21 protein-coding genes are annotated in these 22698 nt (G+C 56.3%); 10 read left to right on the top strand and 11 right to left on the bottom strand.

Annotated features, from left to right (window positions below; translation table 11 throughout):
* Positions 1 to 3 precede the first annotated feature (3 nt).
* The 3 genes from ACMGG3_RS05980 to atzF all read left to right on the top strand — a co-directional run bounded on the left by ACMGG3_RS05980 (position 4) and on the right by atzF (position 6187).
* On the top strand, positions 4 to 636 hold the full coding sequence (locus tag ACMGG3_RS05980) for an urea amidolyase associated protein UAAP2 (protein WP_025204312.1): 633 nt from the start codon (positions 4 to 6) through the stop codon (positions 634 to 636).
* A gap of 152 nt (positions 637 to 788) precedes the next feature.
* Positions 789 to 4391 carry an urea carboxylase gene (gene uca, locus ACMGG3_RS05985; protein ID WP_414149685.1) on the top strand — a complete coding sequence of 1201 codons (3603 nt, stop codon included), beginning with the start codon at positions 789 to 791 and terminating at the stop codon, positions 4389 to 4391.
* A complete protein-coding gene (gene atzF / locus ACMGG3_RS05990) occupies positions 4388 to 6187 on the top strand; it encodes an allophanate hydrolase (protein WP_047357370.1) in 1800 nt (599 codons plus the stop codon). The genes uca and atzF overlap by 4 nt, the downstream gene beginning before the upstream one ends.
* Before the next feature lie 18 nt (positions 6188 to 6205).
* Here the strand turns inward: atzF and dmsD are convergent, their stop codons facing one another.
* From dmsD to catA, 6 genes are all read right to left on the bottom strand, one after another.
* Positions 6206 to 6820, bottom strand: a complete 615-nt coding sequence (dmsD, locus tag ACMGG3_RS05995) for a Tat proofreading chaperone DmsD (RefSeq protein ID WP_020884270.1) — start codon at positions 6818 to 6820, stop codon at positions 6206 to 6208.
* 42 nt (positions 6821 to 6862) lie between these two features.
* Positions 6863 to 7717, bottom strand: coding sequence for a dimethyl sulfoxide reductase anchor subunit family protein (locus ACMGG3_RS06000; protein ID WP_020884269.1), 855 nt, complete (start codon positions 7715 to 7717; stop codon positions 6863 to 6865).
* 1 nt (position 7718) lies between these two features.
* Positions 7719 to 8336, bottom strand: coding sequence for a DMSO/selenate family reductase complex B subunit (locus ACMGG3_RS06005; RefSeq protein WP_014169373.1), 618 nt, complete (start codon positions 8334 to 8336; stop codon positions 7719 to 7721).
* Between the two features lie 10 nt (positions 8337 to 8346).
* Complete coding sequence (ynfE, locus tag ACMGG3_RS06010) at positions 8347 to 10785, bottom strand: selenate/tellurate reductase subunit YnfE (protein WP_414149686.1); 2439 nt, start codon at positions 10783 to 10785, stop codon at positions 8347 to 8349.
* A gap of 145 nt (positions 10786 to 10930) precedes the next feature.
* Positions 10931 to 11224, bottom strand: coding sequence for a DUF1161 domain-containing protein (locus ACMGG3_RS06015; RefSeq protein WP_014169881.1), 294 nt, complete (start codon positions 11222 to 11224; stop codon positions 10931 to 10933).
* A 167-nt stretch (positions 11225 to 11391) separates the two neighbouring features.
* Positions 11392 to 12090, bottom strand: a complete 699-nt coding sequence (gene catA / locus ACMGG3_RS06020; protein ID WP_414149687.1) for a type A chloramphenicol O-acetyltransferase — start codon at positions 12088 to 12090, stop codon at positions 11392 to 11394.
* A 386-nt stretch (positions 12091 to 12476) separates the two neighbouring features.
* On the opposite strand from catA, the gene ACMGG3_RS06025 reads away from it, so the two are divergent.
* A complete protein-coding gene (locus ACMGG3_RS06025; protein WP_032670404.1) occupies positions 12477 to 13223 on the top strand; it encodes a YnfC family lipoprotein in 747 nt (248 codons plus the stop codon).
* A 16-nt stretch (positions 13224 to 13239) separates the two neighbouring features.
* Here the strand turns inward: ACMGG3_RS06025 and speG are convergent, their stop codons facing one another.
* Both speG and ACMGG3_RS06035 read right to left on the bottom strand, forming a co-directional pair.
* Positions 13240 to 13800, bottom strand: coding sequence for a spermidine N1-acetyltransferase (speG, locus tag ACMGG3_RS06030; RefSeq protein WP_020884265.1), 561 nt, complete (start codon positions 13798 to 13800; stop codon positions 13240 to 13242).
* Positions 13800 to 14138 (bottom strand): DUF1283 family protein, encoded by a 339-nt coding sequence (locus ACMGG3_RS06035; protein ID WP_020884264.1) that lies wholly within the window; start codon positions 14136 to 14138, stop codon positions 13800 to 13802. The genes speG and ACMGG3_RS06035 overlap by 1 nt, the downstream gene beginning before the upstream one ends.
* Positions 14139 to 14290: 152 nt before the next feature.
* On the opposite strand from ACMGG3_RS06035, the gene ACMGG3_RS06040 reads away from it, so the two are divergent.
* The 5 genes from ACMGG3_RS06040 to ACMGG3_RS06060 all read left to right on the top strand — a co-directional run bounded on the left by ACMGG3_RS06040 (position 14291) and on the right by ACMGG3_RS06060 (position 20116).
* Positions 14291 to 14617, top strand: coding sequence for a YnfA family protein (locus tag ACMGG3_RS06040; RefSeq protein ID WP_040017363.1), 327 nt, complete (start codon positions 14291 to 14293; stop codon positions 14615 to 14617).
* Between the two features lie 113 nt (positions 14618 to 14730).
* Entirely contained in the window at positions 14731 to 15945 is a 1215-nt protein-coding gene (gene rspA, locus ACMGG3_RS06045) for a starvation-sensing protein RspA (RefSeq protein WP_020884262.1), read from the top strand.
* A gap of 14 nt (positions 15946 to 15959) precedes the next feature.
* Positions 15960 to 16979: a Zn-dependent oxidoreductase gene (locus ACMGG3_RS06050; RefSeq protein WP_025204304.1), complete on the top strand. Its 1020-nt coding sequence runs from the start codon at positions 15960 to 15962 to the stop codon at positions 16977 to 16979.
* Between the two features lie 73 nt (positions 16980 to 17052).
* Positions 17053 to 18432 carry an MFS transporter gene (locus ACMGG3_RS06055; RefSeq protein WP_414149688.1) on the top strand — a complete coding sequence of 460 codons (1380 nt, stop codon included), beginning with the start codon at positions 17053 to 17055 and terminating at the stop codon, positions 18430 to 18432.
* 220 nt (positions 18433 to 18652) lie between these two features.
* Complete coding sequence (locus ACMGG3_RS06060; protein ID WP_414149689.1) at positions 18653 to 20116, top strand: mannitol dehydrogenase family protein; 1464 nt, start codon at positions 18653 to 18655, stop codon at positions 20114 to 20116.
* Positions 20117 to 20159: 43 nt separating this feature from the next.
* On the opposite strand, the gene ydfZ is transcribed toward ACMGG3_RS06060, so the two are convergent.
* The gene (ydfZ, locus tag ACMGG3_RS06065) at positions 20160 to 20363 is read right to left on the bottom strand and encodes a putative selenium delivery protein YdfZ (RefSeq protein WP_013096785.1); all 204 of its coding nucleotides are present in this window, start codon (positions 20361 to 20363) and stop codon (positions 20160 to 20162) included.
* Positions 20364 to 20652: 289 nt separating this feature from the next.
* Here ydfZ and ACMGG3_RS06070 point away from each other — a divergent pair, with 289 nt between their 5' ends.
* On the top strand, positions 20653 to 21084 hold the full coding sequence (locus ACMGG3_RS06070; protein WP_014169892.1) for a universal stress protein: 432 nt from the start codon (positions 20653 to 20655) through the stop codon (positions 21082 to 21084).
* Between the two features lie 35 nt (positions 21085 to 21119).
* Here ACMGG3_RS06070 and ACMGG3_RS06075 read toward each other — a convergent pair whose 3' ends face one another.
* Together ACMGG3_RS06075 and ydfG are read right to left on the bottom strand one after the other, a co-directional pair.
* The gene (locus tag ACMGG3_RS06075) at positions 21120 to 21806 is read right to left on the bottom strand and encodes a GntR family transcriptional regulator (protein WP_014169893.1); all 687 of its coding nucleotides are present in this window, start codon (positions 21804 to 21806) and stop codon (positions 21120 to 21122) included.
* A 91-nt stretch (positions 21807 to 21897) separates the two neighbouring features.
* On the bottom strand, positions 21898 to 22644 hold the full coding sequence (gene ydfG, locus ACMGG3_RS06080; protein WP_068794576.1) for a bifunctional NADP-dependent 3-hydroxy acid dehydrogenase/3-hydroxypropionate dehydrogenase YdfG: 747 nt from the start codon (positions 22642 to 22644) through the stop codon (positions 21898 to 21900).
* Positions 22645 to 22698: the final 54 nt, after the last annotated feature.

Consider the following 22698-nt stretch of genomic DNA (forward strand, 5'->3'; position numbering starts at 1 on the left):
AAAATGACCATGATCTCTGAAAAGCATGTGCAAGACGCGGTATTTCGCCACGTGATCCCGGCAGGTGAACCGTACCTGTTCGAGGTGAAACAAGGGCAGACGTTGCGCCTGCTCGACCTGGAAGGTAACCAGGCGGTCGACACGCTGTTCTACAATGCCGATAACCCGCGTGAACGTTACGATGCGCAGCGCACATTGCGCCGTCAGAACAACGCCTATCTCACGCGGGGCAGCGTCCTGTACTCCAGCCTCGGTAACCCCCTGCTGACCATTATCGACGATACCTGCGGGCGTCACGATACCCTCGGCGGGGCCTGCGCCCAGGAGAGCAACACCGTGCGATACGCCCTCGATAAACGCCATATGCACAGCTGCCGCGATAACTTCCTCTGCGCCTGTCTGCACGATGGCCGTCTGCAAAAACGCGACATCACGGCCAACATCAATTTCTTTATGAACGTGCCGGTGACGCCAGAGGGTGGGCTGACGTTTGAAGATGGCATCTCCGCGCCGGGGAAATACGTCGACCTGCGCGCCGAGTGCAACGTCATTGTCTTGATCTCCAACTGTCCACAGCTGAATAACCCCTGCAACGGCTGGAACCCAACGCCTGCTGAGGTGCTGGTATGGAACTGACGCCCACCCGCTGGCAGCGACTGCGCCAGGCGCTGTACCGCCTGTTTGAAGTTCGTGCCGGACGCATTCTGCCGTAACCGCTTTTTCCCCCATGGACGACCATGGGTGAGCCGATTTTCGGCGGGACGACCCGCCACGATTGAGTCTGACCTATGTTGACGACACTCCTGATTGCGAACCGCGGGGCGATAGCCTGCCGCATTTTACGCACCCTGCGCACCATGAAAATCCGTGGTGTGGCAGTCTATTCCGAGGCGGATATCAGCAGCCTGCATATTCGCGAGGCCGATGAAGCGCTGAGTCTGGGCGATGGCCCGGCGGCGAATACCTATCTGGATAGCTCGAAGATCATCGCCGCCGCGAAAGCCAGCGGCGCACAGGCCATTCATCCGGGGTACGGTTTTCTCTCGGAAAACGCCGCGTTCGCCGAAGCGTGTGACGCCGCGGGGATTGCCTTTGTGGGCCCCACGCCGGAACAGCTGCGTCTGTTTGGGCTAAAGCATACCGCTCGCGCGCTGGCGAAAACGCACGGGGTTCCGATGCTGGAGGGCACCGACCTGCTGGCCGATGTTAACCAGGCCGTCAACGCTGCCGCCGGGGTGGGATATCCGGTGATGCTGAAAAGCACGGCGGGAGGCGGCGGTATCGGTATGCGCGTCTGCTATGACGCAGAAGCGCTGCGTGACGCGTTCGATGCGGTAGTGCGTCTGGGGAAAAATAACTTCAGCGACGCGGGTGTATTTATCGAAAAGTACATCGAGCGGGCGCGTCATCTGGAAGTACAGCTGTTTGGCGACGGCAAGGGCGAGGTGATTGCCCTCGGCGTGCGCGACTGCTCTGTGCAGCGGCGTAACCAGAAAGTGCTGGAGGAGACGCCCGCGCCAAACCTGCCGGCGGGCATGGCGCAGGCACTGTGCGAGGCGGCGATAACGCTCGGTAAAGCGGTCAACTACCGCAGCGCGGGCACCGTTGAATTCGTCTATGACAGCGACGCCGCCCGCTTTTACTTCCTTGAGGTGAATACCCGTTTGCAGGTGGAGCACGGCGTGACCGAACAGGTGTGGGGCGTGGATCTGGTACGCTGGATGATCGAACTTGCCGCCGGAACGTTGCCGCCATTGACGACACTGCGTGACACCCTGAAACCGAAGGGGCATGCCATTCAGGCCAGGATCTATGCCGAGAATCCGGGCCGTCAGTTCCAGCCTTCACCGGGACTGCTCACCGACGTGGCTTTCCCGCCCGATGACCGCGTTACGCTGCGCATCGACAGCTGGGTTGAGGCCGGATGCGAAGTCCCGCCGTTTTTTGACCCCATGTTAGCCAAAATGATCGCCTGGCAGCCGACACGCGAAGCCGCCATCCGCGTGCTGCATTCCGCGCTGGGGGAGACCCGTCTTTATGGCGTTGAAACCAACCGCAGCTATCTGCAGCAGATCATGACCTTCGCACCGTTTGCCGCAGGTGAGCCCTGGACCCGCTGTCTTGAGCACCTGATGTACCAGGCGTCCACGCTGGAGGTGCTCAGCGCCGGTACGCAGACCACGGTACAGGATTACCCGGGACGCACAGGCTACTGGGCGGTTGGCGTTCCGCCATCCGGGCCAATGGACAGCCTGGCGCTGCGTCTGGGTAACCGTCTGCTGGGCAATAAAGACGATGCCGCCGCGCTTGAGATCACCCTCAGCGGCCCGACGCTGAAATTCAACTGCGATGCGCAGCTGGTGGTGACGGGCGCTGAAATTGCGCTCACGCTGGACGGTGAACCGCTGGCCAATAATCACGTTTTTCGCGTACGTGCGGGCATGACGCTGCGTATGGGAGAGATCCGCGGTGCGGGCGTGCGCAGCTATCTTTGCCTGCGCGGCGGGTTTAACGTGCCGGAATATCTGGGCAGTAAAAGTACCTTCACGCTGGGGCAGTTCGGGGGGCACGCCGGACGGGCGCTCCGCACAGGTGACATTTTGCACCTGGCGCCGTTAACCGAGCCGGTTGCGGATGCGCCGCTGCCGCAGGCGCTGCACACGAGGCTGGACGCGGTGCGCGAACTGCGGGTGATTTACGGCCCGCACGGTGCGCCGGAGTATTTCACGCCGGATTACATCGCGACGTTTTTCGCCACCGAATGGGAGGTGCATTTCAACTCCAGCCGGACGGGGGTTCGCCTGATTGGCCCGAAACCGGAGTGGGTTCGCGACAGCGGCGGCGAGGCGGGCCTGCATCCGTCGAACATTCATGACAATCCGTATGCTATCGGCGCGGTGGATTTTACCGGCGATATGCCGGTGATCCTCGGCCCGGATGGCCCAAGCCTGGGCGGGTTTGTCTGTCCGGTCACCATCATCGAGGCCGATCTGCACGCGGTAGGGCAACTGAAGGCGGGAGATTACGTTCGCTTTGTGCCGGTGGATATTGCCACCGCGCGACGGCTGGCGCAGGCGCAGGCGCGCCAAATCGCCAGCCTGACCCCGCAATCAGTCACGTGGCAACCTGCTGTTCTGGACTCACCGATTGTGCTGACGCAGGGGACGGACGATAAACGTCTGGTGGCGAGAGTGTCGGGTGATACCCATCTGCTGCTGGAGATTGGCGAGCCTGAGCTGGATCTGGTGCTGCGTTTTCGCGGCCACGCGCTGATGCAGGCGCTGGAGGGCCGGGCGCTGAAAGGCGTTATCGATCTCACGCCGGGGATCCGCTCCCTGCAAATTCATTATCAGCCGGAAACGCTGCGCCTGGATAGCCTGCTGGAGGTGATCGCCGGGCTGTGGCAGGGCGTTTGTGACCAGGACTCGCTGGACGTGCCGTCGCGCATCGTCTGGCTGCCGCTCTCCTGGGACGATCCGGCGTGTCAGAAAGCCATCGACAAATACATGACCACCGTGCGCCGCGATGCGCCGTGGTGCCCGAGCAACCTGGAGTTTATCCGTCGCATAAACGATCTGGCTAACATCGATGAAGTGTATAAAACGGTGTTCGACGCCCGTTATCTGGTGATGGGGCTGGGGGATGTCTACCTCGGCGCGCCGGTGGCCACGCCGCTCGACCCGCGACACCGTCTGGTGACCACCAAATACAACCCGGCGCGTACCTGGACGGCGGAGAACTCGGTGGGCATTGGCGGGGCATACCTCTGCATCTACGGTATGGAAGGGCCGGGCGGGTATCAGTTTGTGGGGCGAACCCTACAGATGTGGAATCGCTATCGCACGGTAGAGGATTTCGGCGGCAAGCCCTGGCTGCTGCGTTTCTTCGATCAAATTCGCTTTTATCCGGTCTCTGCCGGGGAGTTGCAAACCATCCGCCGGGATTTCCCGCTGGGGCGTTATCCGCTGCGTATTGAACACACCACGCTGAAACTGGCGGAGTATCAGCAGTTTCTGGCTGACGAAGCACCTGAGATTGAGGCATTCCGTGCGCATCAGCAGGCGGCGTTTAACGCCGAGCGTGAGCGCTGGATAGCGGGCGGGCAGGCGCATTTTGACAGCAGCGACGAAACGACGGATGACGGTGACGACGTGCCGTTACGGTCGGGAGAATCCGGTGTTGAAAGCCCGGTTGCCGGCAACCTGTGGCAGGTGAACGTTGTGGTCGGCAACACCGTGCGCGAAGGCGATGTGCTGGTGGTGCTGGAGTCGATGAAAATGGAAATCCCGTTAGTTGCCACTCAGGACGGCGTGGTCAGTCAGGTCCGTGTCCAGCCGGGGTCGTCGGTGCGGGCGGGCCAGTGCGTGGTCGTTCTGGAGAAAACAGCATGAAGCCTCTTTATGATTTACGTCTCTCTGTGCTGGCAGAGGCATACCGTGAAGGCCAGATCGCCCCGCGTGAGGTGATAACGGCATTACGCGAGCGCGCGCTGGCGCTGAACCCGTCATTTAACGCTTTTATTTATCTGCTCACCCCTGAAGAGCTGGAGCCGTACCTTGCTGCGCTGGAGGGCGTAGCGCCGGACGCGCTGCCGCTGTTCGGTGTGCCCTTTGCCATCAAAGACAATATCGATCTGGCAGGTATCGACACCACCGCCGCCTGTCCGGCATTTGCGTATCGGGCAGAACAGGATGCAACGATAGTTTCGCAGCTGATTGCGCTGGGGGCGATTCCTCTGGGGAAAACTAACCTCGATCAGTTCGCAACCGGCTTAAACGGTACGCGCTCGCCGTATGGCCCATGTCGTAACAGCGTTCATCCGGATTACCCGTCCGGTGGCTCCAGCGCGGGGTCGTCGCTGGCGGTCGCCCTGGGTCTGGCGAGCTTCGCGCTGGGAACGGACACGGCCGGTAGCGGGCGCGTACCGGCCTCGCTGAATAATCTGGTCGGCCTCAAGGCAACCAAAGGACTCATCTCCACGGCAGGGGTTGTGCCTGCCTGCCGCACGCTGGACTGCGTCACGTTTTTCACCGCGACAGCAGCAGAGGCCAGCCAGCTGCTGGCACTCACGGCGCGACAGGATCCGCGTGACGAATACAGCCGGTCCAACCCGACGTGGAACGGCCCTCAGGCTTTTGGTGCCCCTGCTGCGGGCTTTCGCTTTGGCGTGCCGGAGACGCTGGAGTTTCTCGGCTGTGCAGAAAGCGAGGCGCTGTATCACCGCGCGAAGACGGGGCTTATCGCGCTGGGTGGCGTGCCCGTGACTCTCGACTTTGCACCGTTTCTGGCGGCTGCGAAACTGCTCTATGACGGCCCGTGGGTCGCCGAGCGTTATCACCTCGCGGGTGCGCTGATTGAACGCCAGCCCGACGCGGTGTTGCCGGTTATCCGTGATGTCCTGCAAAACGCGCCTGCAGCCACTGCGGTGGCGGCGTTTGACGCGCAGTACAAACTCCAGCGGTATAAAGCCGAGTGCGATGCCATGATGGCCGACCTGGATTGCGTATTAATCCCGACGTATCCCCGCCCGGTGAGTCTGGCTGAGCTGGCCGATGAACCGGTTAAAAGCAACTCGGCGCTGGGCATCTATACCAACTTTATGAACCTGCTCGACTATGCCGCCGTAGCGGTCCCGGTCGGTGAAATGAACAATGGGCTGCCATCCGGCGTCACGCTATTTGGCCGCGCGTTTACCGATCAGTATCTGCTCAGTCTGGCCGATGCGTTACAACGTCACACAAAATTAACGTTACCGGGCAATCGTGCCATGCTGGACGACGCGCCGACCTGCACTGCAACCCATGACCGCCTGCGGATAGTGGTCTGCGGTGCGCATATGGACGGTCTGGCGCTCAATGTTCAGTTACGTGAGCGCGGAGCACGCCTTGTCGACGCGACCACCAGCGCACCTTATTACCGTCTGTATGCGCTGGCGGACGGTAAACGTCCCGGAATGGTTCGGGTGGCAGACCAGGGGGCCGGGATTGCGGTCGAGGTCTGGGAGCTACCGCACAGCGAAGTGGGGTCGTTTCTCGCCGGGATCCCCGCACCTCTGGGGCTGGGAAAAATCGAGCTGCAGGATGGACGGTGGTTGACCGGGTTTATCTGCGAGGCGTATGGCCTGGAGGGGGCACGGGATATCACCGAATTTGGTGGCTGGAGAGCCTGGCTTGCCCGGAAACGGTGAGCAAGCCAGGTGCTGGCGTTAGCGGTACAGCGTTTTTTCCGCGACCGGAATAATTAACGTGTCCTGCCAGTCCGCGAGCGTCAGCTGTGCGAGTTTGCCCAGTGCGGTGTAGAACGGGTGCCCGGCGTTTTCAACAAACACGGACAGGAAGCGGGTACTCCACGGCAGCAGGTGCCATGCCAGAAGCTGGTCGCGTTCAGCGTCGCGGCCATTTTCTGCCAGCCACGCGGCCAGTAACAGCAGGGTACCGATGTGATCTTCCGGTTCGTTCTGCTTCATCTCGAAGGCAATGTTGTTTTCACGCATCCACTGGCGCAGCGCGAGGGTGGAGTCGCCGAAGAGCACGGATTCCCGATCCAGCCAGACGGAACCCCACGGCGGTGACGGCAGGGCGTAAGGGCCAATAAACAGACGTTGCCAGGCATCTTTCAACGCTTCATCGGATGGCGTTTTGAACGCATCTGCAACAGGCTGCAGCGTTTCCGGCGCCAGCGGCCAGTCCTGAATCCAGTCGCCTGCGGTGAGTGCCTGCACCAGTGGCGCAGTCTGCTCGCTATCCGGAGCAAAATAAAACAGCGCGCCCAGTACCCGGGCGCTGAACGCGAACGAATCACGCTGTGAGACTTCTTTCATGACTACCTTCCTTGCTCGCGCGGAGTAGCCCGCGCGACTGTGTTAACCCGCAATCGCCATACCTGCGGTCATGTGCAGACCATAGAAAAGACCACGGCCAATCAGTTCACCCACGACGACCAGTATCACGCCTGCAAAAAGAGCGAGGGCTTTAGGCTCCTGCCGACGCATCAGCGGGCACAACCAGCAGCCGAGTCCGGCGGCAAGCAGTACGATACGCCAGATTTGCAGTGCGCCATAGTCAGGCAGCAGGGCACTCGCCTGTTGAACGGAACTGTGGATTGTCGCCAGGTCATTGCTCTGCAGCACGATGACCGCCACGCAGGCCAGGAGTGCCAGCACGCTGACAGAGGCCGCGAATGTGCTTTTATATGTCGTGTTTGCCACGCGCAGCAACAGGGCTGCAAACAGCGGCCCTCCCAATACCAGCGTCAGGAAAAAGGCCAGCGTGGTGTAACCCGTGTACCAGGTCGGTACGGTATCAATTTGATAAACCCGGGTCATCGCCCAGACAAAGACAACGCCCAGGATCTGGCTAACGACCAGCCAGATTTTACCCAGTGCCGGGGGCATTTTACCGATAACGGATACCAGCCACCAGAAACCGCCAACGGCAAAGAAAATGGATCCCGCGGCAATTTCGTTACTGAGCGCCGAAGCACCCACGCGGTTGAGCGAGTTAAAGGCCCGGAGCGGGGAGCCAAGGTGCAGCACGGACGCCAAAAATCCGATGCCCATCACCAGCCACAGAAAGAACATACTGCGGACAAGGCGTGTTTTCACCGCGTCGTCTTTTTCAGTAAGCCAGACGAGCCCCATAACGATCAATGCCCCGGCGACGCACTGTCCGAAGACGGTGAAGATCACCAGCGGCCATTCATGCCATCCACTTCCCATCTCACACCTCTTTCGGGTTTGCCAGGTAGCCGGTGGTATCCCCTGTCGGGCGGCTGTTGGCGTTAGGTTTAATCACGATGCTTGGCTTCGTGAAGTGCGCGGACGGCAGCGGCGCGACGGCCGCCAGCTGACCATGTTTTTTACGCAGCTCGTCGATGGGACCGAAGTCCAGCGCGCGCAGCGGGCAGGACTCCACGCAGATCGGCTTTTTGCCGTCCGCCACACGAGTGTGGCAGCCGTCGCACTTGGTCATATGCCCTTTGGCGGCGTTGTACTGCGGGGCACCGTACGGACAGGCCATGTGGCAGTAGCGACAGCCGATGCAGACATCTTCATCCACCACCACGAACCCGTCGTCACGCTTGTGCATCGCTCCGCTTGGGCAGACCTTGGTGCAGGCCGGGTCTTCGCAGTGGTTGCAGGCAATCGACAGGTAGTAGGCAAACACGTTCTGGTGCCAGACACCGTTGTCTTCCTGCCAGTCACCGCCCGCGTATTCGTAAATACGGCGGAAGCTGACGTCCGGGGTTAAATCTTTGTAATCCTTGCAGGCGAGCTCGCAGGTTTTGCACCCGGTGCAGCGGCTGGAATCAATAAAAAATCCATACTGGGTTGTCATCGGTTACTCCTTACGCCTTCTCGATCTGCACCAGATTGGTGTGCTGCGGGTTACCTTTGGCCAGCGGTGACGGGCGGTGCGTGGTCAGGGTGTTGATGCATGAACCGTGGTCGACACGATCGCCGTTCATATTGGCGTCATGCCAGGCTCCCTGGCCCATCGCGCTCACACCGGGCATGATGCGCGGTGTGACTTTCGCTTCGATGCGTACCTCGCCGCGATCGTTAAACACGCGCACCGTATCGCCATTTTTGATGCCGCGTTGCGCCGCGTCCACGGGGTTAAGCCAGACCTCCTGACGGCAGGCGGCTTTCAGCACGTCGACATTGCCGTAGCTGGAGTGGGTGCGGGCTTTGAAGTGGAAGCCGAAGAGCTGCAGCGGGAATTTATGACGTTCCGGGGCGTCCCAGCCGTCGAAGGTCGAGGCGTAGACCGGCAGCGGGCTGATGGTTTCGTCGTCGGCGAGCTCCCAGGTAGCCGCAATCTCTGCCAGCTTGCTGGAGTAAATTTCAATCTTGCCCGAGGGGGTGTTGAGGGGATGAGCCTGCGGATCATCGCGGAATTTTTTATAGGCTACGAAGTGCCCGGCCGGATCTTTACGCTTATAAATACCCCTCTCTTTCAGTTCGTCATAGGACGGCAACTGCGGATCTTTTTCGAGCATTTTGGCATACAGATACTGCAGCCACTGCGCCTGGGTACGTCCTTCGGTAAATCGCTGATGAATATCCGGGCCGAGGCGTTTCGCCACTTCACTCATGATCCAGTAGATCGGTTTGCGCTCAAACTTCGGTGCGGTCACGGGCTGAAGGAAAATCAGGTAGCCCATGTTGCCTGCATAATCGTTAGGAATAATGTCTTCCTGCTCAACGGTCATTAAATCGGGCAGCAGGATGTCAGCATATTTCGCCGACGAGGTCATAAAGTTGTCGATCACCACGATGGTTTCGCATTTACTCTCGTCCTGCAGAATATCGTGGGTTTTGTTGATGTCGGAATGCTGGTTGATGATGGTGTTGCCGGCGTAGTTCCAGATGAATTTGATCGGCACATCCAGCTTCTCTTTTCCCCGCACGCCGTCGCGCAGGGCGGTCATTTCGGGGCCGCGCGCGATGGCGTCGGTCCAGCTAAAGCATGAGATTTGCGTTTTCACCGGGTTATCCGGCAGTGGCATACGCTCAATGGTGATCGTGTAGGTCGATTCACGTGCGCCGCTGTTCCCGCCGTTGATACCGACGTTTCCGGTCAAAATCGGCAACATGGCAATGGCGCGGGAGGTCAGCTCGCCGTTGGCCTGGCGCTGGGGGCCCCAGCCCTGACAGATGTAAGCCGGTTTGGTACTGCCAATTTCTCGTGCAAGCTTGATGATGCGATCGGCCGGTATGCCTGTGATGCGCGAGGCCCATTCCGGCGTTTTGGCGGTGGCATCATCACCCTGACCGAGAATATACGCTTTGTAATGTCCGTTAGCAGGCGCACCTTCCGGCAGCGTTTTTTCGTCATAGCCGACGCAGTACGTGTCGAGGAACGGCTGATCGACAAGGTTTTCGTCGATCAGTACCCAGGCGATACCCGCGACCAGCGCGGCGTCCGTCCCCGGGCGAATCGGGATCCACTCGTCTTCGCGCCCGGCGGCGGTGTCGGTATACCGCGGATCGATGACGATCATGCGCGCGTGAGAGCGCTCGCGGGCCTGCTCGAGATAATAGGTTATCCCGCCGCCGCTCATTCGCGTCTCTGCCGGGTTATTGCCGAACATCACCACCAGCTTCGTGTTTTCAATATCTGAGGTGCTGTTGCCGTCGTTGCTGCCGTAGGTGTAGGGCATTGCACAGGCTATTTGCGCGGTGCTGTAGGTGCCATAGTGGCTTAAAAAGCCGCCGTAGCAGTTCATCAGACGCGCGACCAGCGAAGCATAAGGGGAGGAGCGGGTGATATTGCCGCCCACAATGCCGGAGGAGTAGTTAATGTAGACCGCTTCGTTGCCGTATTTTTCCACGACATCTTTCAGGCTGCGGGTAAGGGTGTCCAGGGCTTCATCCCATGAGATACGCTCGAATTTGCCTTCACCGCGTTTCCCTACACGCTTCATGGGGTAGTTCAGACGATCGGGGTGGTTGATCCGACGGCGAATAGAACGCCCGCGCAGGCAGGCACGAACCTGATGATTGCCATAAATATCCTCACCGGTGTTATCCGTTTCGACCCAGTAAACTTCTTCATCACGGACGTGAAGACGCAGCGCACAACGGCTCCCGCAGTTGACCGAGCAGGCACCCCAGACCACTTTGTCTTCAGCGGGCTTTACGGCGTTTTGTACCGCGGCAGCGGCGCGTTTGAGGCCAAAAGGCAGTGAAATCCCCCCGGCGGCAAGTGCCAGAGAGCTTATTGCAGTGGATTTAACCAACGTTCGACGGCTGATCCCGCCGTGATTTTCGACATCGGACATAACTCACCCCATCATTTTAATTGCGTATTATTTTCGCCCGTGATTACAACTGGGCTAATGATGGGGTGAATGTTACTTATTTGGAGGTATTAAATATTAATCCTCATCAAGTCAAAGGGAATTGGCCGCGAGAAAGTGATTAAAATCACTGAGGTTCGCCCTGACCATTATCCTGCATCCCTGATGCGGCACCGCTACCGGTGCGGGTATAGAGAATTTTAAAAGTATCGTTCGCACAATGACCGACTACCTGTGCATCCGGCTGATCAGCCTGATCGTTTGGCACAATATTCAACGTAAAGCCGGACTCGGGCACGCCGTTATTGATGATTTTCTGCTGAATGTCGCTTTTTACGCGCTCGCAGGAATCCGGGGCAGCCAGAGCCGCTGTAGAAGCGCTCATTAACAGCAGGGCGGTAATCCAGGGTAACCGTTTCATCTGTAGCTCCTTTTCTCTGTGTGTCGGTTAAGCTTAGCAGGGTTCGTGTAAGCTTTTGTTATTGGGGATAACTTTCTGAACAATCTTATACAGGCTTCCTGCGCTCATTTTCCCCAATTACCATCAACACGTCCTGCGGGCGGTGATACCCGCCCGGCATCGCGACGCTAAGCGCGGTGCGTTTTGCTCTGCACCTGGCGTTCGCCGGAGTGATGCCGTAAGTCATCACACATCGCCTGTAACTCATTGAACAATCTTGCCACATGGAAACCATCGCACACGGAATGATGGACCTGCACGGCGAGGGGCAACAATACTTTTCCACCCTGGTTGACGTATTTCCCCATAGTGAACATGGGGGCAAAAAAGTTCTGCATATTGGCTACGTTGATATTAAAACTGGTAAAACTTGACCAGGGGATCGCCGACACGAAAAATACATTTTCCCGTGACTCTTCCTTCGGCCAATAAGAAAGGCTATTACCATAGCGAGCAACATCTTCCGAATAAACGTTCTGGAAATGATCAATATTGCCATCGAAGTGACTCCATAATGAAGAAAAGGTCTCCGTTTCATTATGGAAAATGGTATAGCTTGGATGAATTTCATTCCATATGACAAGTTCATTGTTGTTCATGGCCATACGGAATTCCGAATGGTTGTTGACGATTTTAGAAAGGAGGGAAATCATCGTCGGATAAAATTTCCAGCCCAGTTCTTTTATATCCTTGAGCAATGCGGTGATGTCTATTTGAACAGTTTGATTAAATGTAGATTGAGCAAAGGACTGAAATACCTCGAAATGTTCTTTTCTGGCCCAACGTGATAAGTCAACAGGCGTATATTCTGGGATTGTTTTTTTCATTTTTTAACCTTTGATGAGCAATCAAAAATCAGCGTTTTGCCTACTTTTTTTCATGAATAAAGAAAGCATAGAGATTCCAGGCGGTTTTGGACGCGAACGCATTTGTGAGGGTAGCGCATCCTTATAGAGGAAGAAAGGGGATGGTAAACATTTAATATATCAAAGAATAAAGTTAGATGGCGCCATCTGCCGGCGCTTTCATGTTGTTAATATGTCACAGAATATCCGTCATGCGCTCAAAGCAGGTGTGTTTCCTGTTCAACAGCGGGCACAGCGCCTTCTCGTTCTGGCGAGGTTTTGCAGAGGGTAAGAGAGATTAATGTATTGATTGTACGTCTCTTTTCGCCTGACATTTTGCTATCGTGTGAACAACGGTATTTGCTAATATGATCGGGAATACTCTCCCTGATTCGGTAAATGATGTGAAGAACTACGCAGCGATAACGCTACTGGCAGCAACACTGGTGGGGTGCGACAACCCTTCCGCGCCGCTGTCGTTTACGCCCGAGATGGCGAGCTTCTCCAATGAATTTGATTTTGACCCTCTGCGCGGCCCGGTAAAAGACTTTACCCAGACACTGTTCAACGACAAAGGTGAAGTCTCCAAACGGGTAACCGGCACGATGTCGACGGAAGGGTGTTTCGATACCCTCGAACTGCACGACCTCGAGGCCAATACCGGCGTGGCGCTGGTACTGGATGCTAATTACTACCTTGATGCGGAAACCCAGCAGCGAAAAGTGAAACTGCAGGGGAAATGCCAGCTGGCTGAATTGCCGTCGGCGGGCGTAACGTGGGATACCGACGATAACGGGTTTGTGGTGGCGGCGCACGGCAAAGAGATGGAAGTGAAGTACCGCTATGATGCGGATGGCTATCCGCTGGGGAAAACCACCGTCTCCGGGGACCAGCATTTATCCGTCCAGTCGACGCCGTCTAAAGACCTTCGCAAAAGAATGGATTACTCCGCCGTGAGCATGCTGAATGACAAGCCGCTGGGCAACGTCAATCAGAGCTGCGATTACGATCGACACAATAATCCGGTGAGTTGCGATCTGACAATCACGGACAACAGCGTGAAGCCCGCCGTTGAGCGCAAGTACACCATTAAGAACAGTATTGAATACTACTGAGAAAAAGCCGCGCAGGTTACTGCGCGGTGGGTTTCAGCAGGCTGGCGCCTGACGGTTTGTGTCCGGCCAGGTGCTGATGCTGGAAGATGCACATGCGAATGGTGTTGCGGTATTCACCGTTGATAAAGAACTCGTGAACCAGTTCGCCTTCCACCATAAAGCCCAGCTTGCGGTAGATATGGATCGCTTTCTCGTTTTCTTTATCCACGATGAGATAAAGCTTGTAGAGATTGAGGACGTTGAATCCGTAATCCATCGCCAGCTTCGCCGCCCGCGTGGCAAGACCTTTCCCCTGATGCTCAGGTGAAATGATAATCTGAAATTCTGCCCGACGATGAACGTGGTTGATCTCAACCAGTTCCACCAGACCGGCTTTTTCACCTTCACACTCCACGACAAAACGGCGTTCGCTTTGATCGTGAATGTGCTTGTCGTAGAGATCCGACAGCTCAACAAACGCCTCGTAAGGCTCTTCGAACCAGTAGCGCATCACGCTGGCGTTATTGTCGAGTTGGTGGACGAAGCGCAGGTCTTCACGCTCCAGCGGGCGGAGCTTAACGTCACACTGCACTGACATTATGGCGCGACCGTGCGGCCAGTACGACGATCCAGGCAGCGCAGGGTATTTGGCTCCCAGTAGGCGTTAACGTTGGCACTTTGCTGACACTTATCGCGCGCGTCGAAAGCGACATCTTCTTTGTCCCACTCTTTTTCAACACGTTTGTTCACCTTCTGACGAAGGCTACGGGTGTCATTCCATTGTTCTTTGTCCATGGCGGCGTTCTGACGGCTTTGCGCGCTGTCGCCAGACTCAATAATGAGTTTGCTGGTTTCGGCGGTGGCAGAGGCGGCAAAGGCGAACGATGACAGCGCCAGCAGGGCTGTCAGACAAAGGCGTTTGCTTAATGTAGTCATAGCGTTTCCTTTTAAATGGGCGCAGATAATTAAGTTATCCCGTTCAGATTCTACACCAAAGAGAAATAACGGCATACCCGCGACACGGGTATGGAAAAGTAAACGATATCATCAGGTATGATGTCTAAATAAATCATCACATGACCGTAAATATGCTCAAAACCACTCTGCTTTTTTTTGCCACCGCGCTGTGTGAAATCATCGGCTGCTTCCTTCCGTGGCTCTGGCTAAAGAAGGGGGCAACCATCTTCCTGCTGATCCCGGCGGGCATTGCGCTGGCCCTGTTTGTCTGGCTGTTGACGCTGCACCCGGCGGCCAGCGGGCGCGTCTACGCCGCTTATGGGGGCGTTTATGTCTGTACCGCGCTGCTGTGGTTACGCGTGGTGGATGGTGTGAAGCTCAGCGCGTATGACTGGGCCGGGGCGCTGGTTGCGCTGTGCGGCATGTTGATTATTGTTGCCGGATGGGGGCGCGCCTGAGCGCCCGATTTTTTTGTGACCCCTCGCTGATTTTATGATCATTATACTTGTATGGTAGTAGTGCAGAGGGGTAAGTTTCCAGCATCACAATGAGCGATGTAAGGAAATGGATTATGAAGATTGTCGGGGCTGAAGTCTTTGTTACCTGCCCGGGGCGTAACTTTGTCACCCTTAAAATTACCACCGACGAGGGCATCGTCGGCCTGGGTGATGCCACCCTCAACGGACGTGAACTTTCGGTGGCCTCTTATCTGAAAGATCACCTTTGCCCGCAGTTGATCGGCCGTGATGCGCACCGCATTGAGGATATCTGGCAGTTCTTCTATAAAGGCGCCTACTGGCGTCGTGGTCCGGTCACCATGTCGGCCATTTCCGCCGTGGATATGGCACTGTGGGATATCAAAGCCAAAGCGGCCAATATGCCGCTCTACCAGCTGTTGGGCGGCGCATCCCGGGAAGGGGTGATGGTCTATTGTCATACCACCGGGCACTCCATCGATGACGTGCTGGAAGATTACGCCCGGCATAAAGAGATGGGCTTTAAGGCAATCCGCGTCCAGTGCGGCGTGCCGGGTATGAAAACCACCTATGGCATGTCGAAAGGTAAAGGGCTGGCCTACGAGCCCGCCACTAAAGGTGACTGGCCGGAAGAGCAGCTCTGGTCCACTGAAAAATACCTCGATTTCACACCGAAGCTGTTCGATGCGGTGCGCAGTAAATTTGGCTTTAATGAGCATCTTTTGCACGACATGCACCACCGTTTGACCCCGATTGAGGCGGCGCGATTCGGTAAGAGCATTGAAGCATTCCGTATGTTCTGGATGGAAGATCCTACGCCTGCGGAAAACCAGGCCTGCTTCCGTCTGATCCGTCAGCACACGGTCACGCCGATTGCGGTTGGGGAAGTGTTTAACAGCATCTGGGACTGCAAGCAGCTTATTGAAGAGCAGCTTATCGACTATATCCGCACCACCATTACCCACGCGGGCGGCATCACCGGCATGCGGCGCATCGCGGACTTCGCCTCGCTTTATCAGGTGCGTACCGGTTCACATGGACCGTCGGATCTGTCGCCTGTTTGCCACGCCGCCGCGCTGCATTTTGACCTGTGGGTGCCAAACTTTGGTGTACAGGAATATATGGGTTACTCCGAACAAATGCTGGAGGTCTTCCCGCACAGCTGGCGCTTTGATAATGGCTATATGCACCCGGGCGACAAACCCGGGCTGGGCATTGAATTTGACGAAAAACTGGCGGCGAAATACCCGTACGATCCTGCCTATCTTCCGGTTGCCCGTCTCGAAGATGGCACGTTGTGGAACTGGTAAACGAGGAGCGAACGATGAAAAGCGTAGTGATTCAACAACCCAATGCACTGGTGATTGAAGATCGTCCACTCCCGGAACCCGCGGCAGGTGAAGTGCGCGTCAACGTCAAACTGGCCGGTATTTGCGGTTCAGACAGCCATATTTACCGCGGGCATAATCCGTTTGCGCGATACCCGCGCGTGATTGGCCATGAATTTTTTGGTGAGATTGATGCCGTTGGTGAGGGAGTTGACCCGGCCCGCGTGGGCGAGCGCGTCTCGGTTGACCCGGTGATCAGCTGCGGACACTGCTATCCGTGCTCCGTGGGCAAACCCAATGTCTGTACCTCTCTGGTGGTGCTGGGCGTTCATCGCGACGGAGGCTTTAGTGAGTATGCCGTCGTACCGGCAAAAAATGCCTGGGTTGTTCCGGACGCTATTCCAGATAAACACGCGGTAATGATCGAGCCGTTTACGATTGCCGCTAACGTGACGGGCCACGCACAACCCACCGGGCAGGATATCGCCCTGATCTACGGCGCAGGTCCCATGGGCCTTGTCACCGTCCAGGCGCTGAAAGGTGTCTATAAGGTGAAGCAGGTTATCGTTGTGGATCGGATCAATGAACGGCTGGCGATGGCGCAACGCAGCGGCGCGGACTGGGTGTTCAACAACGCGGAGCTGTCGTTACAGGCGGCGCTGGAAGAAAAAGGGATCAAACCGACGCTTATTATTGACGCAGCCTGTCATCCGACAATTTTACAGGAAGCCATCACCATTGCCTCTCCGGCGGCACGCATCGTGCTGATGGGGTTTTCCAGCGACCCAAGCCAGATTGTTCAGCAGGGGATCACCGGAAAAGAGCTGGCGATATTCTCATCACGGCTGAATGCCAACAAATTCCCCGTCGTCATCGACTGGCTGGAAAAGGGGTTGATCGACCCGGACAAACTGATCACCCACACTTTTGACTATCACCACGTAACAGACGCCATCGAACGGTTTGAAAAAGATCAGCGGCAGTGCTGCAAAGTCTTACTCACGTTCGGGCAATAATAATTCACGCGGTTAAGAGCCTGCGCAGACAGGCTCTGAGTGGTACGCATCTTACCTTGCAGAGATAGCCATTATGAAGCAAACACAACCACAAAGAACGACTTCAGATCTGGTGAAAGCCGCCGTTTCCGGCTGGCTGGGTACCGCACTGGAGTTTATGGATTTCCAGCTCTATTCGCTGGGGGCCGCCCTGGTATTCCATGAGATCTTCTTCCCGGAACAATCGGCCGCAATGGCGCTGATTCTGGCGATGGGGACGTACGGCGCAGGCTATATCGCGCGCATTGTCGGCGCCTTTATCTTCGGGCGAATGGGCGACAGCATTGGCCGTAAAAAGGTGCTGTTTATCACCATTACTATGATGGGGATCTGCACGACCCTGATCGGGGTCTTGCCGACCTACGCGCAGATTGGGATTTTCGCGCCCGTCCTGTTAGTGACGCTGCGTATTATCCAGGGGCTGGGGGCAGGGGCTGAAATCTCCGGCGCCGGCACCATGCTGGCGGAGTACGCCCCTAAAGGGAAACGCGGCATTATCTCCTCGCTGGTGGCGATGGGCACCAACTGCGGGACGCTAAGTGCAACGGCTATCTGGGCAATTATGTTCTTCGCCCTCGACCGCGAACAGTTGGTTGCCTGGGGCTGGCGTGTACCGTTTCTTGCAAGCGTGGTGGTAATGATCTTCGCCATCTGGCTGCGAATGAACCTCAAGGAGAGCCCGGTATTTGAAAAAGTGAACGAGGCTGAGACAACCGCACCGGTGACAAAACACGATTTATCATTTGCAGCGATGGTGAAGAGTAAGTCCTTCTGGCTGGCAACCGGGCTGCGTTTTGGTCAGGCGGGGAATTCGGGACTGATCCAGACGTTTCTTGCCGGGTATCTGGTTCAGACGCTGCTGTTCGATAAAGCGATCCCCACCGATGCACTGATGATAAGCTCAATCCTCGGGTTTATCTCTATCCCGCTGTTGGGCTGGCTCTCCGATAAAGTGGGGCGTCGTCTGCCGTACATACTGCTCAATATCTCCGCCATTATTCTGGCGTACCCGATGCTGTCGATTATCGTTGATAAGAGCTATGCGCCGGGCGTGATCATGCTTTCCATCATCGTTATCCATAATTTCGCCGTACTAGGACTGTTTGCCCTGGAAAACATCACGATGGCGGAGATGTTTGGCTCGCGTAACCGCTTTACCCGGATGGCTATCTCAAAAGAGGCGGGCGGGCTGGTGGCGGTAGGCTTTGGGCCAGTGCTCGCCGGAATCTTCTGCAATATGACCGGTTCCTGGTGGCCAATTGTCGCCATGATGATCGCTTACTCCGTGATTGGGCTGATCGCCGCCATCTGCATGCCAGAGGTCTGCGATCGTGATTTGAGCGTGGCGGAAGATGCGGCGGAGGGGCCGGCACGTGATTCCGTTGGCTATGGGGCGGTTTCATCGCGGCGGTAATGGTTTATATCTTGAGTGACCTGTCACACAACTTTATGTTCATGTCACACCACATGCGTAAAAGTTAATATAAATCAAAATCTCAAACTGCAGGATCAGTATGGTTAATGGCAGTTCTTTTTTACCCCGACTGCCATTCTAGTTGGTGTAGTCAGCAGGCGCTGCTGCTCGTTTAGAGCGGCAGCGAATCCCAGCGTACATAACTTAACGAGTCTTAATCATGGAAAACCGGTTATTACAGGCGAAAGCGACGCTTCCTCAGTACGATCGCGAACGCCTCAAGGCACGCATTGTTCATTTAGGGTTTGGCGCATTTCACCGTGCGCATCAGGCGGTGTACGCCGACATTCTCGCCGCGGAGCACAATAGCGACTGGGGTTACTGTGAGGTAAACCTGATTGGCGGTGAAAAGCAGATTGCCGATCTGAACGCACAGGATCATCTCTACAGCGTGGCGGAAATGTCTGCCGATGCGTGGACATCGCGGGTGGTGGGCGTGGTCAGGAACGCACTGCATGCACAGGTTGACGGGCTGGAACGCGTGCTGGCCGCACTGTGTGAGCCGCAGGTGGCGATTGTCTCGCTCACCATTACTGAAAAGGGATATTGCCACTCGCCGGCGACCGGGAAACTGATGCTCGATCACCCGTTAATCGCCGCCGACCTGCAAAACCCGCATCAGCCGAAATCTGCGCCGGGTGTGGTGGTGGAAGCACTCGCGCGACGCAAAGCTGCCGGGCTGCCCGCGTTTAGCGTCATGTCCTGTGACAATATGCCGGAGAACGGTCACGTCATGCGTAATGTGACCTGCGCTTATGCCCGCGCGGTTGACGGCGAGCTGGCAGACTGGATTGAATCCAGCGTCACTTTCCCGTCCACCATGGTGGATCGCATTGTTCCCGCGGTTACACCGGAGACGCTGGATAAAATTGAACAGCTGACCGGCGTTCGTGACCCGGCAGGCGTGGCGTGCGAACCGTTCCGTCAGTGGGTGATTGAGGACAACTTTGTTGCAGGCCGTCCGCAGTGGGAAAAGGCCGGGGCGGAGCTGGTTTCAGACGTCATTCCGTTTGAAGAGATGAAGCTGCGCATGCTTAACGGCAGTCACTCTTTCCTCGCGTATCTTGGCTATCTGGCGGGGTACCCGCATATCAACGACTGCATGGAAGACGCGCACTACCGTACTGCCGCCCATGCGCTGATGCTGAACGAGCAGGCGCCGACCTTAAAAGTGAAAGGCGTTGATTTAGGCCACTATGCAGACCTGTTGATTGCCCGCTACAGCAACCCGGCGTTACGTCACCGTACCTGGCAAATCGCAATGGACGGCAGCCAGAAGCTCCCGCAGCGTATGCTCGATTCCGTGCGCTGGCATCTGGTGCATCAAAAAAGCTTCCCGCTGCTGGCATTAGGTATTGCAGGCTGGATGCGGTATGTCGGTGGTGTCGATGAGCAGGGCAACGCTATCGACGTGAGCGACCCGCAGCTGGCGGTCATTCAGGCGGCGGTGAAGGGAAGTGCTGAGGGCGAAGACCGGGTGAAGGCGCTGCTGGGCATTGAGGCCATTTTTGGCAAAGAACTCCCGCATGAAACCGTCTTTGTGGATGCGGTAATGCGTGCTTACCAGACGTTACTGCAAAAAGGTGCAAAAGCCACGGTCGCAGAGTACGCGGCGAACGGCTAAGTCATCACATGCCGCCGCGTGCGGCGGCATGATGTCGCATGAATCAGTGCATACCCAGGCGAATCAGTTCAATCGGTTCGAACTTACCTTCGCAACCTTCCACTTCTACCGTTTTGCTGCGACGCACCTGCGCGGCATCCAGCCCTTCGCTGTGAATCGCTTTAATCACGCCGGTGTGTCCTGTGCCATTGATCATTACACGGCTGCCGGTGGTAATTGCGTTACGGTTACGGTCGTATGTCATCATGGTATTTTCTCCTCTCTCACTTATCCGTTACGGCGCTATTTCAGGTTTCACCGTTCACGGGGCACTATAAATACGCCTGTCTGCATCTCATTTTTTTGTTTTTGATCAAACTCACACTTTTTTCTCAATATTGGTGGGTGCTGACGGTTCACGACAGCAATTTACAAAGCCCACATTTATTTTCCTTTATTGATAGTTTCTGCAGGCAAGCGTTTAGGGTTTGTTTATATTCCGGCTGCCATTCTTGAAGCAGGGAATACCCCTTTCACAGGAATAAGGAGTCAGGCTTATGTATAAGAAGATTTTAATGCCTGTTGATGTATTTGAAATGGAATTGAGCGACAAAGCGGTTCGCCACGCGGCCAACCTTGCAAAGGCGGAAGGCGCGTCGATTACGCTGGTGAACATTCTCCCCAACAGCAGCCGCTCGTTGCTGCGCGGATTCAACGCCGATATCAAAAAGTTTGAAGCGTTTATGACCGCAGAATCCGGGAAGAAAATGAACGAGCTAAAAAGGCTGTTTGATCTCCCCGGGGAGAATATCCACAGCCTGGTCTGCTTTGGCAACGTGCGTGACGAAATTATCAAACTGAGCAAAGAAGGGGAATATGACGTGATCGTCATCGGGTCGAAAAACCCGAGCATCAGCACCCATCTGCTCGGTTCAAATGCGGAATCTATCCTGCGCTATGCGAGTATTCCGGTGCTGGTGGTTCGCTAATCTCTTCGCCGCAACCGAAACGGGGGCGGCGTATTTTACTCTTCGCTAAACCAGTCGCTGTTTTCCTGACGAATTAACTGTACGGATTCGCTGATTTCCTGCAGGTGCAGCGTCATCGCTTTTTCTACACCGTCCTGATCGCGTTTTTCCAGCGCACTGAAAATATCATGATGCTGTCGTAGCAACATTTCCGGTGGTGAGACGTGGTCGAGGCTCATATAGCGCACGCGGTCGATGGTGGCTTTGATGTTTTCAATCGTGTCCCAGGCCAGTTGACAGTCTGCAATTTGCGCCAGCTTCTGGTGAAACTCGTCATCAAGCTGGAAGAAGTCGTTGAGCTGTTTGCGGTCAATCGCAATACGCTGCTGATGCAGGTTTTGCTCCAGCAGGTAGCACTGGTTGTCATCAATCAAGGATGCGGCCCGGCGCGCCACCGCGCACTCAATGGCCTGACGGACAAAACACCCGTTACGCACCTGGGAGAGCGAGATTTTGTTCACATAGCTGCCGCGCTGCGGGCGGATCTGAATCAGACCGTTTTCTGCAAGCTTGATAAACGCCTCACGCACGGGCTGGCGGGACACGTCAAACCGCACGGACACCTCTTTTTCAGAGAGCGGCGTTCCGGGTGGGATCAGGCAATGGACAATATCACGTCGCAAAATGCGATAGATTTGCTGGTTTACGGGCTGGGTAGGATTGAGTTGCGATTCAGCGGCCATGAGTTGTCATTTCTCAGAGAGTTAGCCTGAACATACTACCATTCTTTTATGGCCTGAAACAGACCCGGCCCGCAGGCCGGGAAGGGCAATGTTAGCCACGATGGACGCTAAGTCCGCCAAAACTCTGGCTGACTGGCATCATTTCTACCGTGTTAATGTTGACGTGTTTTGGCAGCGTTGCCACCCACCAGACCGCTTCGGTGACATCTTCCGGCGTCAGGGCGTTCGCATTCTCGTAGGTTTTGCCTGCTTTCGCGTCATCACCTTTAAACCGAACGTTGGAAAATTCGGTTCCGCCTACCAGGCCCGGCTCAATATCGGTCACGCGAATGGCGGTGCCGTGCAGATCGGTACGCAGGTTAAGGCTGAACTGACGCACGAAGGCTTTGGTCGCGCCATAAACATTACCGCCCGCATAAGGCCAGCTTCCTGCGGTCGAGCCGATGTTAATAATGTGGCCGCGATTGCGCTCAACCATGCCTGGCAGCACGGCGCGGGTCATGTACACCAGCCCTTTGTTGTTCGTGTCGATCATGTTTTCCCAGTCTTCAACGCTGGCTTTATGGGCAGGCTCCATACCGAGCGCCAGACCGGCATTGTTGACCAGCAGGTCAATGGCACGCCATTCGGCCGGCAGGTTAGCAATCATTTCTTCGATGGCGGCACGGTTACGGACATCAAGCTGCGCGGTCAGGATGCTGTCACCCAGCTCATCTTTCAGCTCCTGCAGACGCTCCTGACGACGACCCGTCGCAATCACCTTATGCCCGTTGGCGACGAAGCGACGCGTGATGCTTTCACCAAAACCTGCCGTTGCCCCGGTAACTAAAATAATCATCTCACTGTTCCTCAACGCTTTTTGTGTTGTACTAACATAGCACGGCCGCGAAGG

It is taken from the genome of Enterobacter sp. BNK-18, assembly GCF_047456135.1.
Taxonomy (GTDB): Bacteria; Pseudomonadota; Gammaproteobacteria; order Enterobacterales; family Enterobacteriaceae; genus Enterobacter; species Enterobacter ludwigii.